Raw genomic sequence first — 16,582 nt, forward strand, 5'->3', positions numbered from 1 at the left:
AGCAGCCGCAATGAACATTCAGAAAATCAAATCACCCGGCGGAATTGAAGCTTGGCTCGTCGAAGAGCACAGCGTTCCGCTCATCTCGTTGCGCTACGCCTTCGATGGCGGCAACACCCAGGACCCGCCGGGCAAGGAGGGACTCTCCAACTTCCTCACCGCGATGATGGATGAGGGCGCTGGCGACATCAAATCCGAGCAATATCAAGAGCGCATGGAAGATATCGCCATGCGCATGAGCTACGACGACAGCAAGGATTCGCTCTACGGATCGTTTGAAACGCTGTCGGCGAACCGTGACAAGGCCGTCGATCTTCTGAAGCTTTCGGTGCAGAAGCCGCGCTTCGACACTGACGCCGTCGAGCGCATTCGCCAGCAGCTCATCGCCAACCTGATCTATGCCGACAAGGACCCCGAGAAGGTCGCGATGCGTGAATGGTACGCGCAGGCCTTCCCTGGTCATGCCTATTCGCGCCCGTCGAATGGCACGGTGGACACGGTCTCGAAGATCACGCGCGAAGATCTCCTCGATTATCACAAGCGTACGTTCGCGCGTGACAATCTGAAAGTCGTCGCCGTCGGTGACATCACGCCGGAGCAGCTCGGCAAGCTCATCGACGATGTGTTCGGCGCGTTGCCGGAGAAGGCCAATCTCTTCCCCGTCGCGCAGACGGAACCGGCGAAGGGCGGAAGCCAGAAGATCGTCGAGATGGGCGTGCCGCAGTCGGTCGCCGTGTTCGGGCTCGGCGCGATGCCGCGCAAGGACCCCGACTTCATCACGGCATTCGTCGTCAACCACATCCTGGGCGGCGGCGGCTTCTCGGCGAAGCTGATGGAAGAGGTGCGCGAGAAGCGCGGCCTTGCCTACTCCGTCTACACCTATATTCAGCCCTATCAGCAAACCTCGATCCTCGTCGGCAGCGTCGCGACGAAGAACGCGGCGATGGGCGAGAGCCTCGACATCATCCGCAACGAGCTGAAGAAGATGGCCGAGAACGGTCCCTCGAAAGAGGATCTCGAAGCGGCCAAGGCCTATCTCACCGGCTCTTACGCGTTGCGCTTCGACACGAACTCGAAGATCGCCTCTCAGCTCTTGGGGCTGATGCAGGAAGGCTTCGGACCGGATTATGTCGAGAACCGCAACAAGCTGATCAATGCTGTCACGGTTGAGGATGCCAAGCGCGTCGCCGCACGGCTTCTGAAGCCGAACGATCTGGTTGTCACAATCGTGGGCAAGCCGGCCGGCTTGAAGCAGGCGTCCCCGGCGGCGCTGCAACCGGTGCTCGCAGGTCCCGACCGCGGCTAAGTTCACTGCTCCAGAAACGGCCAAGAGCATCTTGCGCTCTTGGCCGCACATCTGAAATCGGCTAGGCCGGAACAGATTTGAACAAGGAGCGTTGAGCGGCGATGCAAGACGGGCACCGGCACGAAGAAAGTACGTTTCGACAGAGCATTGACGGATGTCTCGAAGGCGCGATTGGCGAATACGGCCTCGCGCCTTCCAAGCATTCGGCATGGGTCGATCGCATCGCGCCTCACGTCGAAACGCTGAAAGATGAATATCGCACTGGGAAGCTCCCGCTTCTTCGGATCGCCGAAGACGAGCAGGACATCGCCGACGCCGAAGCGGCATACGCGAAGCTCAGCGAAGGCGCGAAGACGATCGTGTTCTTCGGCACCGGCGGCTCGAGCCTCGGCGGCGAATTGTTCGCGCAGCTCGCCGGTTGGAATATCGCAGGCGTCGCCCTGCCGGGTCAGCGCAATCGCCCGCGCACCAGATTTTACGCCAACCTCGACGGCGGCACGCTCGAGAGCGTTCTCAAATCCCTCGACCTCGCATCGACGCGCTTCATCGTGACGTCGAAGTCCGGCGGCACCGCCGAGACATTGGCACAGGCCATCGCGGCGCTGACGGCGGTCAAGGCGGCCGGTCTCGAAGCTGAAATTCCGAAACTCTTCTTAGGCATCACCGAGCCGGATAAGCCCGGCAAGGCGAACGGCCTCAGAACGCTATTCTCGAAGTTCGCCATTCCGCTGCTGGAGCATCACACCGGCATCGGCGGCCGCTTCTCATGCCTGACCAACGTCGGCCTGCTGCCAGCCATCGCCCGCGGCCTCGATCCGCGCGCCATCCGGGCAGGCGCCAAAAGCGTGGTCGACGCACTCCTCGCATCGGGCAAACCGCAGGATTTCGCCCCCGCCGTCGGTGCCGCGACCGCCGTCGCGCTCTCGAAAGAGAAGGGCATCAAGACGCTCGTCATGATGCCGTACAACGACAGGCTCGGACGCCTCGCCGCATGGTTCGTGCAACTCTGGGCGGAAAGCCTGGGCAAGGGCGGTGAGGGCACGACGCCGCTCGGCGCGCTCGGGCCCCTCGATCAGCACAGCCAGCTCCAGCTCTTCATGGACGGTCCGCGCGACCATTATCTGACGGTCGTTCGCGTCGCGAGTGAGGGTGTCGGCCTGCGAATCGATTCCGAGCTCGCACGCATAGCCGGTGCCGATATGCTCGGCGGCCACACCGTCGGCGACATCGTCGCGGCCCAATCGCACGCCGTTCCCGAGGCTCTGGCCCGCGCCGGCCGCCCGGTGCGAACAATCGACATTGCAAAACTCGATGAAAAAACCATCGGCGCGATCGTGATGCACTTTATGATCGAAACGATTCTCGCGGGCCGCCTGCTGGGCGTCGATCCGTTCGATCAACCGGCGGTCGAGCTTGCGAAAATCCTGACCAAGGAGCGCCTCGCGAAAGGCGCTTAAGAAGCTTTCGATCGGGGGACGTTAGCGGTGGCGATCCGGCAGCTTTCGCCAGAAACGGTCAACCGCATTGCGGCCGGCGAGGTCGTCGAACGCCCCGCAAGCGTCATCAAGGAACTCGTCGAGAACGCGATCGACGCGGGCGCAACGCAGATCGAGATCGTCATCGCCGCCGGCGGCCTGTCGCTCATCCGCGTGACGGACGACGGCTCCGGCATGACGCCCGAGGATTTGCTTCTCGCCGTCGAACGACACGCCACGTCGAAGCTCGATGAGGAAGATCTCTTCGACATTCGCTGTCTCGGCTTTCGCGGCGAAGCTCTGCCGTCCATCGGCTCGATCGCCCGTCTCGAAATCCGCTCGCGCCCTGCGGATGCGAACCAGGGCGCGGCCGTCGTCGTCACGCGAGGCGCGAAAGCGCCGGTCGGCCCTGCCGCCGTCAATCGCGGCACTGTCGTTGAAGTGCGCGATCTCTTTTCCGCGACGCCCGCCCGCCTCAAATTTTTGAAATCCGAGCGCGCCGAGGCCATGGCCGTGACGGACATCGTCCGCCGTCTCGCGATGGCGCATCCCGATATCGGCTTCACGCTGCAGACCGGTGAAAAGAAGCCCGCGATCTTCGCGCGCGGCGACCGCTCGTCCGCGGCTTGGCTCGAACGCATCGGCGCCATCATGGGGCGCGAATTCATGGACGATGCGCTCGAAGTCTCGGGTGCGGGAAACGGTGCATCCGCGCCGATGCGCGTCTTCGGCTTCGCCGGTCTGCCGACGCTTCACCGGCAGGACAGCACGCAGCAGTTCCTCTTCGTCAATGGCCGCCCCGTGAGGGACAAGCTGCTGATCGGCGCCGTCCGCGCGGCCTATGGCGATCTCATTCCCCGCGGCCGCTCGCCGTTGCTCTCGCTATTTCTCGACGTCGCGCCGTCCGATGTCGATGTGAACGTCCATCCCGCCAAGGCCGAGGTCCGCTTTCGCGATGCCGGACGCGTGCGGGCCCTGATGGTCCGGGCGCTGTCGGATGCGCTGGCGACGGCCGGACATCGCGCATCCGCGCAAGGCGGCGTGCTGACGGTCGAAAGCTTCGCCGCCGGAGTTTTGCCGAATGCTGCAATGCCTCCGCCGCCTTCATCGGATGCGGCTTACCAATGGGCGCCGCCGCGCGCCTCGCCAACCTTCAACGGAAGCTTCGCTGCAGGGGCGCAGGCGCCCTTTACCGTGCTCGACGCCCCAAGCGCCGACGCGCGGACATTGGCGGAGCCGGTCGCGGCAGGCGAAACGGTCGACAAGCCGCTTGGCGCCGTGCGAGCGCAGGTCCACGAGAATTATATCGTGGCGCAGACGCGCGACGGTCTGGTCATCGTCGATCAGCACGCCGCGCACGAACGCCTCGTCTACGAGAAGCTCAAGGCATCGCTCGCGAGTGGCGGCGTCGCTCGCCAAGGGCTTCTGATCCCGGCCATCATCGAACTCGACGATGACGACGCCGATAGTCTCGTCGCCCGCAGCGACGAGCTGGCGGAGCTTGGCCTTGTGATCGAAAGCTTTGGCGGAGGCGCGGTCGCGGTTCGCGAGGTCCCGGCGCTGCTCGGCGAAACCGACGTCGAAGGCCTCGTCAAGGATCTCGCGGCGGAGCTTCGGAGCGACGGCACCGCGCGTGCCTTGAAGGACCGGCTCGACAGCGTCGCGTCGCGGATGGCCTGCCACGGCAGCGTCCGCTCGGGACGCAGGCTAACAGTCGAGGAAATGAACGCCCTGCTTCGCCAGATGGAAGCGACGCCCTATTCTGGCCAATGCAACCATGGCCGCCCGACCTACGTCGCACTGAAGCTATCCGACATCGAGCGCCTGTTCGGGCGGCGGTAATCCCGCAACGTCGTCATCCCGGCGAAGGCCGGGATCCAGGCAACGAGCAAGGCGTTCGCGATTGCTGTTTGCCCTCGAACGGACCGCGTCTGTCGTTCTTCTGAAGCTTGTCTGGATGCCGACCTACGTCGGCATGACGGTTGTTGTGGTGGCTACCCCGCCGACCATGGAGACGGAAAACGCGTGCGGCCGCCTCAGATGAGACGGCCGCCCGCGTGAAAAAGTTACGAGGCGTCGCCTTCCGCCTTGTCGGCGCTTGCCGCATTGAGCTGGCCGTAAAGCGCGACACCGATGGTGTTCAAAAGCTCAAGCTGCGTTTCGAGGAAATCGATGTGGCTCTCCTCGTCCTTGAGGAGGTCATCGAACAGCATCTTCGTCACGTAATCGCCGTGGTTGAAGCAGATCTCGCGCGAGGTTTTGTAATACTCCCGGGCGATCTGCTCACCCTTGAGATCGCATTCGAGAACTTCCTTGATGTTCTCGCCGATCATCAGCGGGGCGACGTACTGAAGGTTCGGATGCCCTTCGAGGAAGATAATGCGGTCGATCAGACGATCCGCATGGTGCATTTCTTCGATGGACTCTTCCCGTTCCTTCTTGGCGAGCTTTTTGAAGCCCCAGTTGTCCAGCAGCCTGTAATGTAGCCAATATTGGTTGACGGCACCCAGTTCGAGCTTAAGTGCCTCGTTCAAACGGGTGATAATTTCGTCGTTACCCTTCATGCGCCGCTCCAAAAATCTGCCTTGATGCTTCTGGCCTCGAAGTCCAGAAACATTCTAAAGTAGACAACTAGCGGATTAGGGCGGGCTAAACCAGAGCCTTCCGCCAACTTGGCGGAGGGAAATGCATAAACTGTTCTGAAGACGAGATTTTACGCGATTGCGCGCTGAGGGCGGCGGCCGCGCCGCGCAATTTCGGCATTGATGCGCTGTTGGCGCTGCTGCCGCCGCTCTTCGATGCGGATGAGCTTGGCGCGGGCTTCGGCGAGAACGAAGGGACAAACGCGGGTCGTCTCGGCCAAGCGGTCCATGGCGGCATAAATTGCTGCAACCGTTACAGGCGCACACGTGCAGCAGTTCATCTTTTTGTTGAGGTGCCGGAACACGACGCCCGGAGTCGGGAGGATGCCAGGTCCCGTGCTCATGATTTCGGAGACGGCGACATCGATATCGCGGTCAGATATTACGGCGCACGAGCAGACGATCACTTTCGGCTCCAATCAAACGGGGTTCAAGGCCCCGGCATCGGATACCCGGTAGGGTAACACGTGATAGTTGGTCAAAAAAGTATACTTTCGTCAAGCACCCTTTTTGCCACTTGGAGATAGTACGGCTGCAGAGAATAATCAAAAGATTCTAAGCGACTGCGGGCATAGAAGTCAGATTTTACCTGCGTCGCGGCGTCTCGCCAACACGCTAGGCCCCGGTTTTGCAGGAATTTTCGACGGCAATTGTCGTTTACCAACGCGAATGCGAGTGCCTGATGAGCTCACCGAAGGTTCAGACGGCCAAGGATGATGAGGCGAGAGGCATCGCCACAATCGCCATCCTCTTCTTCATTTTTGGCTTCGTGGCGTGGCTAAACGGCCCTCTGATCAGCTTCGTCAAACTCGCATTCAATCTCGATGATGTGAACGCCTTCCTCGTGCCGATGGCGTTCTACCTCTCATACTTCTTCCTGGCGCTGCCCGCGTCCGCCGTTCTCCGCCGGACGGGTATGAAGCAGGGGATGTCGATCGGTCTGTTCGTGATGGCCATCGGCTCCGTTGTGTTCGGTGAATTCACAACGATGCGCCAGTATTCCGGCACGCTCACAGGGCTGTTCGTCATTGGCGCTGGACTGTCGCTTCTGCAGACCGCTGCGAATCCGTATGTGTGCATCCTGGGTCCGCATGAGAGCGCCGCACGCCGCATCGCGCTCATGGGTATCTGCCACAAGTTTGCAGGCGTCATCGCGCCGTTCGTCTTCGCGGCGCTCGTGCTGAAGGGTCTCGATAGCTTCGATGCCGAAGTGGCGAGCGCGCCGACGCCTGAAGCCCGCGAAGCGTTGCTCGATGCTTTCGCCGCGCGTGTCTACGGGCCGTACATGCTGATGGCAGTGTTGCTCGCGATGCTCGGACTATGGATTGCCCGCTCGGGGCTGCCCGATCTCAGAACCGCACCGGCCGATGCGACGGGGGCCGATGCGGAGGAGAAATCCGGAACGCCGAGCATTTTCGATTTTCCGCATCTTTGGCTCGGCATGCTCTGCATCTTCCTCTACGTCGGCGTCGAAGTGTTGGCAGGAGATGCGATTGGACTTTACGGAACGGGTTTCGGCCTTTCGCTCGAGGCGACGCGCTTCTTTACGTCCTACACGCTCTTCGCGATGCTACTCGGCTATCTTGCAGGCCTGCTCGTCGTGCCGAGCGTCGTCTCGCAACAAACCTATCTCGCGCTGTCAGCGGCATTGGGCGTCGTGCTGACGATCGGCGCTTATCTCACGACCGGATACGCGTCGGTCGCGTTCATCGCCGCGCTCGGCTTCGCCAACGCCATGATGTGGCCTGCCATCTTTCCGCTCGCGATCCGCGGCCTCGGCACCCATACCGAGACGGGCTCCGCGCTCCTGATCATGGCGATTTCGGGCGGCGCGCTGATGCCTTATGTGTTCGGCATATTGAAACAGCACGTCGATTTCCAACTCGCGTATCTGCTGCTCGCAGTGCCGAGTTATTTGTACATCCTTTATTACGGAATGCAGGGGTTCGGCCGAATTAATTCGAAATAGATCTGCGGGCGAAATAACAAAAAAACCAATCAAATCCCAAGGCTTATGGCCATTTTTCCTTCCTGATATACCACGGAAAGAGATATTTCACACGTTCATGATCTAAATGCCGTTCATGAATATTCTTATTATTGATGATAGCCGCGCCAATCTAGCATTTATGAGCGACTTCGTTCGCGCCGTCGGCGCGACCCCACTGACCTATGCAGACCCGGCCCGCGCACTGGCCGACGCGCCAAATCTCGATGTCGATCTGTTTCTGGTCGACTACAACATGCCGCAAATGGATGGCCTCGAAGTCATCGCCGCGCTGCGAAAGGCAGCGTGGACCGCCGACATCCCGATCATCATGCTCACCGCCAGCGAGGAAACGACGGTCCGATATAAAGCCCTTTAACTCGGAGCCACCGACTTTCTGCAACGGCCCTTCGATCATATCGATGTGAAATCCCGGCTTAGAAACTTGCTGAAGCTGAGAGAGGCACAAAAGAAGCTCAAGGATCGAGCCGCATGGCTCGCGGCGGAGGTGGAATCCGCCACCCGGCTCATCGTGAAACGCGAGGAAGAAATCATTCTTCGGCTGGCACGGGCGGCAGAATTCCGCGACAGCGAGACCGGCGCGCACATCCTCCGGATGGCCAAATATTCTTTCATCATCGCGAAGGGCCTTGGCCTCGACTCGGAATTATGCCGGCTCATTTATCGTGCTGCGCCGATGCACGACGTCGGAAAAATCGGCGTCAGCGATGCCGTACTGTTGAAGCCGGCGGCGTTAACGCCAGCCGAGAGAGACTTGATGGAGAAGCACACGCTTTTTGGCGAGGAGATCCTCGCGGGAAGCGGTTCGCGTCTAATCCAGGTCGCCTCAGAGATTGCAGGCTCTCATCATGAGCGTTGGGATGGTCGCGGCTACCCGAGAGGTCTGAAGGGCGCCGAAATTCCAATCTCCGGGCGGATCGCGGCAGTTGCAGACGTCTTCGACGCGCTGACGTCGGAGCGGCCATATAAGCGGGCGTGGAGTTTGGAAGAGGCGCGCGACGCGATCGTCAAAGGCAGCGGCACCCAGTTCGATCCCGATTGCGTTGATGCCTTTGTCCGTCGCTGGGATGCCATTGTCGGGGTGCAACGCGGGGCTGTCTCATTATCGGAGGCGCCGATTGATCAAGACGCGGCATCGGTCGCTTGATGGCCGCGGGTGGCGCGCACGATAATTTTACCCGGGTATATTGACGGAAAGTTTTATCCGGGTAATATTGCCTCCAGATGATCCTGGAGCAAAAGACATGGACCAAAAATTCACCGCCTTCGACGGCCCCCGCCGCTTTGTCTCGGGTTCGCGCGCCGAGGTGATTGAGGCCATCCGACTACGCTCGTCGAAGCAGCCGAACATGTCGCTGCTGATCTTCGATGACGGCACCGGCAGCCAGATTGATTTCGACTTGCGGGAATCGGCAGATGTCCCCGCCACGCGTGTTCCCAAGTCTCCATCGTCGCCCGCAGGCGGAGAGGAGACACGTAGCCCCGGACGGCCGAAACTCGGCGTGGTGCCTCGCGAAGTAACGCTGTTGCCCCGCCACTGGGAATGGCTGGCGGCGCAGCCGGGCGGCGCGTCGGTGACGCTACGCAAACTTGTCGACGATGCGCGCCGCAAGAATGCGGATGCGGACATCATTCGCGCGGCCAGGGAGCGGGCCTATCGGTTCATGTCGGCGATGGCGGGCAACCTCGCGGGCTTCGAAGAAGCGACGCGCGCACTCTTCGCCGGCGATCGCGCGCAGTTCGAAAAACTCACCGGGAAATGGGCGGGCGATGTCCGCGATTACATGCACAGTCTGGCCGACGGCGCATTTGCACCCGATGCGGAAAATGCGGCTCGGTAAGCCGACGTCTTAGTCCGGCGCGCCAAACCGTAGAATCGTGATTTCGGTATCGCCGTAGGTGCGGGCGTCGAGCACTTGGAAGCCGTCGGAGAACGTGAGCGTCACGCCCGCGCGTTCTTCGAGCACTGAGATCGCGCCCGGCTTCAGCCAGTTGCCGCGAGCGAGCCCATCCAGCGCTTTCTCGCCCAAACCCTTGCCATAGGGCGGATCGAGAAACGCCAGATCGTAGGGCTCCATATTGCCGGCAGGACCGAGGTCCGTCGCATCGCGGCGGAAGATGCGCGTTTCGCCTGTGAGACCCAGATTTTCGACGTTCGTGCGAATGAGCGCGCGCGCATCCGGCGCTTCCTCGACGAAGAGACAGTAGGCAGCGCCGCGCGACACCGCTTCGATGCCGAGCGCCCCCGTCCCCGCGAAGAGATCGATCACGCGCGCGCCGTCGAGCGAGAAATCCGCGATGCCGTGCGCGAGGATATTGAAAAGGCTCTCCCGCACGCGATCGGAAGTGGGCCGTATCTTCATGTCGTCCGGCGCTTGCAGAGCGCGGCCGCGAAACCGTCCAGCAACCACCCGCATCAATCGTCCGCCTCGCTCGCCGCTTTCCCGCGCGCGTGACGCGCCTTGCGCTCGGCCTGACTTTCCGAAAATCCAAGCGCTTCGGACGCTCTGGGCCCGAGCTGCGCCACGAGTATTTTCCGCCGCACGGCTTCGACCGCACCGGGCGCAAGATCGAGAAGCTGGAACGGCCCGAATGAAACGCGAATGAGGCGGTTCACCGTCAGCCCGAGGTGCGCGAGCACGTTCCTCACTTCGCGATTCTTACCTTCGCGAATAGAGATTGAAAGCCAGGTATTCGCACCTTGGACGCTGTCGACCGTCGCTTCGATGGGACCGTAAACGGTGCCGTCGATCGTGATGCCGTCTTTGAGCTTCGCGAGATCGTCCGGCGAGACGCGACCCTTTGCGCGCACCCGGTACCGCCGGACCCAACCGTTCGCGGGCAGTTCAAGATGCCGGGCCAGCGCGCCGTCATTGGTCAGCAGCAGCAGGCCTTCGGTATTGAAATCGAGCCGTCCGACAGAGATCACGCGCGGCATCTCGGGCGGCATCTTGTCGAAAACCGTCGGCCGGCCTTCGGGATCGGAATGCGTAGTGACGATGCCTTTCGGCTTATGATAACGCCAGAGCTGCGGCGGCTCGGCGGTAGGCAGCGGTTTGCCGTCGACGAACACCTTGTCGGCCGGACCGACTTCCACGGCCGGAGTTCTGAGCAGCTTGCCGTTGACGCTGACGCGGCCATCGGCGATCCAGCGTTCGGCCTCGCGGCGCGAGCAGAGCCCGGCGCGGGCCATGGCTTTGGCGATGCGCATTGGCGCATCCCGCTTCTCAGGCGCGGAGGCGGGAGCGGCAGGTTCGGCGACTTTGGATTTTGTTGGTCTGGTTGGTGGTCTGGCCATCGGTAACACTGAGCTTTCGGGAGCGAAGCGAGCTTATGACATCGAAGGACGCCGTAAGCCATATGTCCCTTGCGCTGGAAGAGGCGAAAGCGGCGGCGAGCCGCGGCGAGGTGCCGGTCGGCGCCGTTATCGTCTCCGCCGAGGGCAGGGTTCTGGCAGCCGCCGGGAACCGGACACGCGAACTCTGCGATCCGACGGCCCACGCCGAAATCCTCGCGATCCGGGCCGCTTGCACAGAGGTCGAGGATGAGCGTCTCGTCGGCTGCAGTCTCTACGTCACGCTCGAACCATGCCCGATGTGCGCGGCTGCGATCTCCTTCGCGCGCCTCAAGCGCCTTTACTATGCCGCGAGCGATCCGAAGGGCGGCGGCGTCGAGCAAGGCGCCCGCGTCTTCAGCCAGCCGACCTGCCATCACGTCCCCGAAGTCTACCCCGGCATCGGCGAAGACGACGCCAGCACCCTGCTGAAAACCTTCTTCGAACTGCGCCGCGATTGATCCGCCCTTGCGTCTTCGACAAGTCGTGCGCTGGATCTCCGACCTTCGACGCGGCTATGCCGCGCTCGGTCGAGGATGACGTACCGGCTTACTCAGGCTCAGGGCGTTTGCGCGGACGCGGAAGCAGCCGGCGCTTCGGACGTTTCGGCGCCGCGATCATCTTTTGAATGGGCGCGGCATCCTCAAGCACGGGCAACGTCTCGACCGACAGCACGCGCGCGAGCTGTTGCTTCAGCCGTTCCTTCGCGGGCTGCGCCGCTGCGAGAATGTCGTCGCACTTCAGGAAATCCAGGACTTGAAAATTGCTGGTTCCGGCGCGGATGAAAATGTCCGGTTGCCTGGCCCTGAGCTTTTCCTTGACGATGGTGTGCTCGAACAGAAATGCGCTCGAAAAGAGCGCTGCGAACGCCGTCGGCGCGACGCGCTTCCCGTCCGCGACAGGCGAGCCGGAAACATCGATCGCAACGACGATGTCCGTTTCGGGAAGCAGCAGGTCAAACGGCAATGGGTTCGTCAAGCCGCCATCGATCAGCGCCCGGCCCTCGAGAACGACGGGCTGAAAGAGGACAGGCAGCGCCATGCTCGCAGCAATCGCCGTCCTGAGCGGGCCTTCGGTAAAAACCTTCGGTTCCTGATCATAGAAGTCGGACGCGACGACCTTCAGCGGAATTTTGCAATCGGCGAAGGTGTCCTTCACCTCTTTCGGTAGAATGACGTCGAGAACGGTGAACGGGTCGAGAATGGCGTTCCGCGCGCCGAAGACGCTGAGCAGCCGTTGAAAGGGCTGCGCCGTTTTCGTGAAGAGATCGCGGATCAGACCGAAGCGCTGCGATAGGATGAACCGCGTATGGTCGCGCAAATCGCGGCCCGACATTCCTGATGCATAAGCGGCGCCGTAGACAGCGCCGATCGACGTTCCCGCAATCACATCGGGCCTGATGCCGAGTTCGTCGAAAGCCTCGATCATGGCAACATGGGCGAGCCCACGTGCGCCGCCACCGCCGAGAGCGAGACCGATCGTCGGCTTTCGTGCCGGCTGGCTGCCGTTCGGCGACGATGCTTGCGGCTTCAGAACGGTCATGCGGTGCCGTTATCCTATTGTCCGCCGCCGAGGCGACCTGCCTTAAGTCTCGGTTCGCTGCAACGCCCGCCAGCCGATGTCCTTGCGGTAGAAGCCACCGGGCCAGTCGATCTTCGCAACCGCTGCGTAAGCGGCATCGCGCGCCTCGGCAATTGTCTTGCCGCGGCCGGTGACGTTTAGCACTCGGCCGCCGTCCGCAATAAGACGCCCGCCATCGCGACGGGTGCCAGCGTGGAATATTTCTACGTTAGGAACCGCGCGCGCTTGATCCAGGCCCTTGATCTCCGTGCCTTTTTGCGGCGTTCCAGGATAGCCATTGGCCGCCATCACGACCGTCAGGGCAGCGTCATCGCTCCACCTCAGATCGAAGTTCGCAAGCACGCCGTCGGTCGTCGCGAGCAAAGCCGCGAGCAGATCCGATCTGAGCCGCATCATCAGAACCTGTGTTTCCGGATCGCCGAAACGCACGTTGTATTCGATGAGCTTTGGCCCGGTCGCGGTGATCATGAGCCCCGCGAAAAGCACGCCCTTGAACGGCATGCCCCGCGCCGCCATTTCCTTCACCGTCGGCTCGATGATCTCGCGCATCACGCGGTCGTGCATTTCGGGGGTGACGATCGGAGCCGGGGAATAGGCTCCCATTCCGCCGGTGTTTAGGCCGGTATCACCGTCACCGACGCGCTTGTGGTCCTGCGCCGTTGCGAGCGCTAGCGCCGTCGTCCCATCGCAGAGAGCAAAGAAGCTGGCTTCCTCGCCGTGCAGAAATTCCTCGATGACGAGTTCGGCTCCGGCCGAGCCGAAGCTGCCCGAGAAACAGGCGTCGACCGCTGCTTCTGCTTCTTCGCGAGTGGCGGCTATGATGACGCCTTTGCCGGCGGCCAAGCCGTCGGCTTTGACGACGATCGGCTGGCTCTGGCTGGCGAGATACGTCTTCGCCGATTGCGCGTCGCTGAAGCGCCCATATGCCGCCGTCGGGATGCCCGCAGCGCGACAAAGATCTTTGGTGAAACCTTTGGAGCCTTCGAGCTGCGCCGCGCTCTTCGACGGGCCGAAATAGCGAATACCGGCCTCAGCCAGGGCATCACCCAGGCCCGCGACCAGTGGCGCTTCGGGCCCGATCACGACGAGTTCGATACGCTCATCGCGGCAGAACTGAATGATGCGTGCTTGGTCGCCCGGATCGATGGGGATACATTGCGCCACCTCGGCGATCCCGGCGTTGCCGGGGGCGCAGAAGAGTTTTGTCAGAAGAGGACTCGCGCTCAGGGCCCACGCAAGCGCATGCTCGCGACCGCCCGAGCCGAGGAGAAGGACGTTCATCAGGTCGCCTGTTGCAATCCGGGCCTCGGTGTAGCATCGGGTGTAGCATCGAACGTGAAACAAGCAAGACCGCGAAACAGAACAGTAAGCTATTGAATTCCATTCCCAACACGAACGAAGCCCGCCCGGGCGCCAACGCCCCGGAATTTTCGGTGTCCGAACTTTCCGGCGCGATCAAGCGCGCCCTGGAGGACGGCTTCGGCTATGTGCGCCTCAAGGGCGAAATTTCGGGCTACCGCGGGCCCCACGCATCCGGCCACTGCTACTTCGCCCTAAAGGACGACAAGGCGAAGATCGAAGCCGTGATCTGGAAGGGCTCGTTCGGGCGGCTCCGCTTCAAGCCCGAAGAGGGCATGGAAGTCATCGCCCAGGGCAAGATCACGACGTTTCCCGGCTCGTCGAAATACCAGATCGTCATCGAGGCCCTGGAACCCGCAGGCGCCGGCGCGCTGATGGCGCTGCTCGAAGAGCGCAAGCGCAAATTCGCTGCCGAAGGCCTCTTCGATGAGGCGCGCAAGAAACAGCGTCCCTTCCTGCCGAAGGTCGTGGGCATCGTGACGTCACCGACAGGCGCCGTCATTCGCGACATGCTGCATGGCTTCAACGAGCGCTATCCGGCCCGCGTTCTGATTTGGCCGGTGCGCGTGCAGGGCGAAGGCAGCGCCGCTGAAGTCGCCGCTGCGATCCGTGGCTTCAACGCGCTCGCAACGGGCGGCAGTATTCCGCGTCCCGACGTACTGATCGTCGCGCGCGGCGGCGGCAGCCTCGAAGATCTCTGGAGCTTCAACGAGGAGATCGTCGTCAGGGCCGCAGCCGAGAGCCTCATTCCGCTCATTTCCGCCGTCGGCCATGAGACTGATTGGACGCTCATCGATCTCGTCGCGGACGCCCGCGCGCCGACGCCGACGAAAGCCGCCGAATGGGCCGTGCCGAAGTATTCCGAGCTGATTGATGGGCTTGAAAAGCTCATGCTGCGCAAGCGCACCGCCGTTCGCCGCTCGCTCGACGGCGCCAAGACGCACCTCAAGGCATCGTCGCGCGGCCTCCCGAAACTGCAGGATCTGGTGGCGCTTCCCCGGCAGCGGTTCGACTCGATCGATCGCCGGCTGTCGCGCGCGCTGCTGGCCAACACGCGTGCTCATGCAACGCGATTTGCCCGCGTCAGCGGAAGGCTCTCGCCCGCTCCGATCCTTCAGAAACACGCGCGATGCGGCGAGCGCCTAGAGGCGCTGGAGAGGCGCGCCGGCCGCGCCTTGCTTAACCGCGTGGCGGTCAGCCGCAGAGTGCTTGATGGTAAAGCCGCATTGCTCAAGTCCCTGGGCTATCACAGCATCCTGTCGCGTGGCTTTGCGCTCGTCAGGGACGAGGCCGGACAGACGATCCGTCAGGCAGCGGGCGTCGTTGCCGGGACGACGTTGAATGTCGAGTTTTCCGACGGCAGCATTGCGGCGAGAGCCGAAGGCCCGGTACAATCCGATGATCCTAAATCGGCCAAAGGTCCGGTTAAAACGTCGCGCCAAAAGCCCGGCGGCCGCGGCGGACAAGGCTCACTTTTTTGATACGCTTGGGATAAATTGGAAATTGGCGCGCTGCCGGAAATGCGGCATTCATATCGTCGGATGCCGGATGAAGTCCGGTAGCGAGAGAACGATACGGCTCGGAAGCTGATGAATCGGATTGAGAAATTTTTTGGTCTGCGCAACGAAGCCAAGATTCGCTACTTGGATGGCGAATTCGAGGTTCTATCTCCAGGCGACTTCGTGCGCTGCGCAGTAACCGGCCAGCCGATCGCGCTTCCCGATCTTCGTTACTGGAGCGTCGACGCGCAGGAAGCTTATGCGTCGGCCGAAATCTCCGTTAAGCGTTACCTGGAGCTGAGCGCTAAAGAAAACGCGAACGCCTCCGCGCGCTGAGTGCGTTCGCGCGCTAGCGAACGATCGCGCCTCGGATCAACTGGCGCAAAATATCGAGATCTCCATCTTCGATCGTCGTGCGAATGGCGATGCTCTCCGCCCGCTCTCTGAGCATTGCGCGAACACCCGTCGCTCCGGCAAGCCGCGCGAGATCTTTCTCCGTTGTCACCAAAGAAGCCCGTGCACGCTCTGCGATATTCAATAGATCGCGGGCTTCCGCTTCGCTGAACTCGTGGTGATCGGCGAACGCCTTTCGCGCGACGATATCGGCGCCAAGCGAACCGAGCGTCGAGAAAAATCGCTCGGGATTTGCGATGCCTGCAAAGGCAATCACCTTCTTGTCCTGATAGCGCGCGACGTCTCCCTGGGCACGCGTTTCGGCGGTGATGATCGGCGCACTCGATATCGCCTTCAGCGTTTGCAGGAGGGATGGGTCCGCGGGGCCTTGTCCCGTGAGCACGATCAGCTGCGCGAGTTTTCCCTGAATGTCGAGCGGCGCTCGCAATGGTCCCGCCGGAATGACGAGGCCGTTGCCGAAGCCGCGCCGCTGATCGACGAGGGCGATGACAAGATCTTTCGCGAGCGCGGGATTTTGCAAGCCGTCGTCCATGATGATGACGGCGTTTTTCGAGGCCATCGCCTCGATGGCTTCCGCACCCTTGCGGCGATCGCGCGAAACGACAGCCGGTGCGGAGCGCGCAAGGAGCAGCGGTTCGTCTCCGACGTCGCGAGCCGCGTGGCGCGCTGGGAGAACACGAACCGGACCTTCGAGCTTCCCGCCGTAGCCACGCGAGAGAAACCATGGCTCGCGGCCCTCGTCTGCGACGAGCTTGGCGAGGAACAACGCCAGCGGAGTTTTTCCGGAACCGCCCGCGGTGAAGTTACCGGCACAAATGACCGGCAGCGATGAGCGATAGGGCTTTGCGTTTTCAATCCGCCGGCTTGCGATCCTACCGACGAGAGCGCCGACCGGAGAAAGAAGTGACCTCTGCCACCCGCCGTCCGGCCCGTACCACCAGCTCGGTTCGGAGGCTGGCACGCG

General features: G+C 62.1%; 18 protein-coding genes. 11 read left to right on the forward strand and 7 right to left on the reverse strand.

Annotated elements, in window-relative coordinates:
* The first annotated feature begins 10 nt into the window (after positions 1-10).
* The 4 genes from AB4Z24_RS17085 to AB4Z24_RS17100 all read left to right on the forward strand — a co-directional run bounded on the left by AB4Z24_RS17085 (position 11) and on the right by AB4Z24_RS17100 (position 4,825).
* The gene (locus AB4Z24_RS17085; protein WP_441710215.1) at positions 11-1,306 is read left to right on the forward strand and encodes a M16 family metallopeptidase; all 1,296 of its coding nucleotides are present in this window, start codon (positions 11-13) and stop codon (positions 1,304-1,306) included.
* Positions 1,307-1,407: 101 nt separating this feature from the next.
* Positions 1,408-2,763 (forward strand): glucose-6-phosphate isomerase, encoded by a 1,356-nt coding sequence (locus tag AB4Z24_RS17090; protein ID WP_441710217.1) that lies wholly within the window; start codon positions 1,408-1,410, stop codon positions 2,761-2,763.
* 27 nt (positions 2,764-2,790) lie between these two features.
* The gene (gene mutL / locus AB4Z24_RS17095; protein ID WP_441710219.1) at positions 2,791-4,623 is read left to right on the forward strand and encodes a DNA mismatch repair endonuclease MutL; all 1,833 of its coding nucleotides are present in this window, start codon (positions 2,791-2,793) and stop codon (positions 4,621-4,623) included.
* 61 nt (positions 4,624-4,684) lie between these two features.
* Positions 4,685-4,825 (forward strand): hypothetical protein, encoded by a 141-nt coding sequence (locus tag AB4Z24_RS17100; RefSeq protein ID WP_441710221.1) that lies wholly within the window; start codon positions 4,685-4,687, stop codon positions 4,823-4,825.
* A 22-nt stretch (positions 4,826-4,847) separates the two neighbouring features.
* On the opposite strand, the gene bfr is transcribed toward AB4Z24_RS17100, so the two are convergent.
* Complete coding sequence (bfr, locus tag AB4Z24_RS17105; protein ID WP_441710223.1) at positions 4,848-5,345, reverse strand: bacterioferritin; 498 nt, start codon at positions 5,343-5,345, stop codon at positions 4,848-4,850.
* 149 nt (positions 5,346-5,494) lie between these two features.
* Positions 5,495-5,830, reverse strand: a complete 336-nt coding sequence (locus AB4Z24_RS17110; protein ID WP_441710224.1) for a (2Fe-2S)-binding protein — start codon at positions 5,828-5,830, stop codon at positions 5,495-5,497.
* A gap of 275 nt (positions 5,831-6,105) precedes the next feature.
* Here AB4Z24_RS17110 and AB4Z24_RS17115 point away from each other — a divergent pair, with 275 nt between their 5' ends.
* The 4 genes from AB4Z24_RS17115 to AB4Z24_RS17130 all read left to right on the forward strand — a co-directional run bounded on the left by AB4Z24_RS17115 (position 6,106) and on the right by AB4Z24_RS17130 (position 9,272).
* Positions 6,106-7,392 (forward strand): sugar MFS transporter, encoded by a 1,287-nt coding sequence (locus AB4Z24_RS17115; protein ID WP_441710226.1) that lies wholly within the window; start codon positions 6,106-6,108, stop codon positions 7,390-7,392.
* A gap of 115 nt (positions 7,393-7,507) precedes the next feature.
* Positions 7,508-7,789, forward strand: a complete 282-nt coding sequence (locus AB4Z24_RS17120) for a response regulator (protein WP_441710228.1) — start codon at positions 7,508-7,510, stop codon at positions 7,787-7,789.
* 66 nt (positions 7,790-7,855) lie between these two features.
* The gene (locus AB4Z24_RS17125) at positions 7,856-8,578 is read left to right on the forward strand and encodes an HD-GYP domain-containing protein (RefSeq protein ID WP_441710230.1); all 723 of its coding nucleotides are present in this window, start codon (positions 7,856-7,858) and stop codon (positions 8,576-8,578) included.
* A gap of 97 nt (positions 8,579-8,675) precedes the next feature.
* On the forward strand, positions 8,676-9,272 hold the full coding sequence (locus AB4Z24_RS17130; protein WP_441710232.1) for a DUF2239 family protein: 597 nt from the start codon (positions 8,676-8,678) through the stop codon (positions 9,270-9,272).
* 9 nt (positions 9,273-9,281) lie between these two features.
* On the opposite strand, the gene rsmD is transcribed toward AB4Z24_RS17130, so the two are convergent.
* Complete coding sequence (gene rsmD / locus AB4Z24_RS17135; RefSeq protein ID WP_441710234.1) at positions 9,282-9,848, reverse strand: 16S rRNA (guanine(966)-N(2))-methyltransferase RsmD; 567 nt, start codon at positions 9,846-9,848, stop codon at positions 9,282-9,284.
* On the reverse strand, positions 9,848-10,642 hold the full coding sequence (locus tag AB4Z24_RS17140) for a pseudouridine synthase (RefSeq protein WP_441710236.1): 795 nt from the start codon (positions 10,640-10,642) through the stop codon (positions 9,848-9,850). The genes rsmD and AB4Z24_RS17140 overlap by 1 nt, the downstream gene beginning before the upstream one ends.
* Positions 10,643-10,764: 122 nt before the next feature.
* On the opposite strand from AB4Z24_RS17140, the gene AB4Z24_RS17145 reads away from it, so the two are divergent.
* Positions 10,765-11,226, forward strand: coding sequence for a nucleoside deaminase (locus AB4Z24_RS17145; protein WP_441710237.1), 462 nt, complete (start codon positions 10,765-10,767; stop codon positions 11,224-11,226).
* An 88-nt stretch (positions 11,227-11,314) separates the two neighbouring features.
* On the opposite strand, the gene AB4Z24_RS17150 is transcribed toward AB4Z24_RS17145, so the two are convergent.
* Together AB4Z24_RS17150 and purD are read right to left on the reverse strand one after the other, a co-directional pair.
* The gene (locus AB4Z24_RS17150) at positions 11,315-12,307 is read right to left on the reverse strand and encodes a patatin-like phospholipase family protein (RefSeq protein WP_441710239.1); all 993 of its coding nucleotides are present in this window, start codon (positions 12,305-12,307) and stop codon (positions 11,315-11,317) included.
* Positions 12,308-12,349: 42 nt separating this feature from the next.
* Complete coding sequence (gene purD / locus AB4Z24_RS17155; protein WP_441710241.1) at positions 12,350-13,627, reverse strand: phosphoribosylamine--glycine ligase; 1,278 nt, start codon at positions 13,625-13,627, stop codon at positions 12,350-12,352.
* 152 nt (positions 13,628-13,779) lie between these two features.
* On the opposite strand from purD, the gene xseA reads away from it, so the two are divergent.
* The gene (xseA, locus tag AB4Z24_RS17160; protein WP_441710243.1) at positions 13,780-15,186 is read left to right on the forward strand and encodes an exodeoxyribonuclease VII large subunit; all 1,407 of its coding nucleotides are present in this window, start codon (positions 13,780-13,782) and stop codon (positions 15,184-15,186) included.
* Between the two features lie 108 nt (positions 15,187-15,294).
* Positions 15,295-15,540, forward strand: coding sequence for a DUF2093 domain-containing protein (locus tag AB4Z24_RS17165; RefSeq protein ID WP_441710245.1), 246 nt, complete (start codon positions 15,295-15,297; stop codon positions 15,538-15,540).
* A 13-nt stretch (positions 15,541-15,553) separates the two neighbouring features.
* Here AB4Z24_RS17165 and lpxK read toward each other — a convergent pair whose 3' ends face one another.
* Positions 15,554-16,579: a tetraacyldisaccharide 4'-kinase gene (lpxK, locus tag AB4Z24_RS17170; RefSeq protein WP_441710247.1), complete on the reverse strand. Its 1,026-nt coding sequence runs from the start codon at positions 16,577-16,579 to the stop codon at positions 15,554-15,556.
* Between the last annotated feature and the right edge of the window lie 3 nt (positions 16,580-16,582).

This window comes from Hyphomicrobium sp. 2TAF46, from assembly GCF_052114865.1.
In the GTDB taxonomy this organism is placed as follows: Bacteria; Pseudomonadota; Alphaproteobacteria; order Rhizobiales; family Hyphomicrobiaceae; genus Hyphomicrobium_B.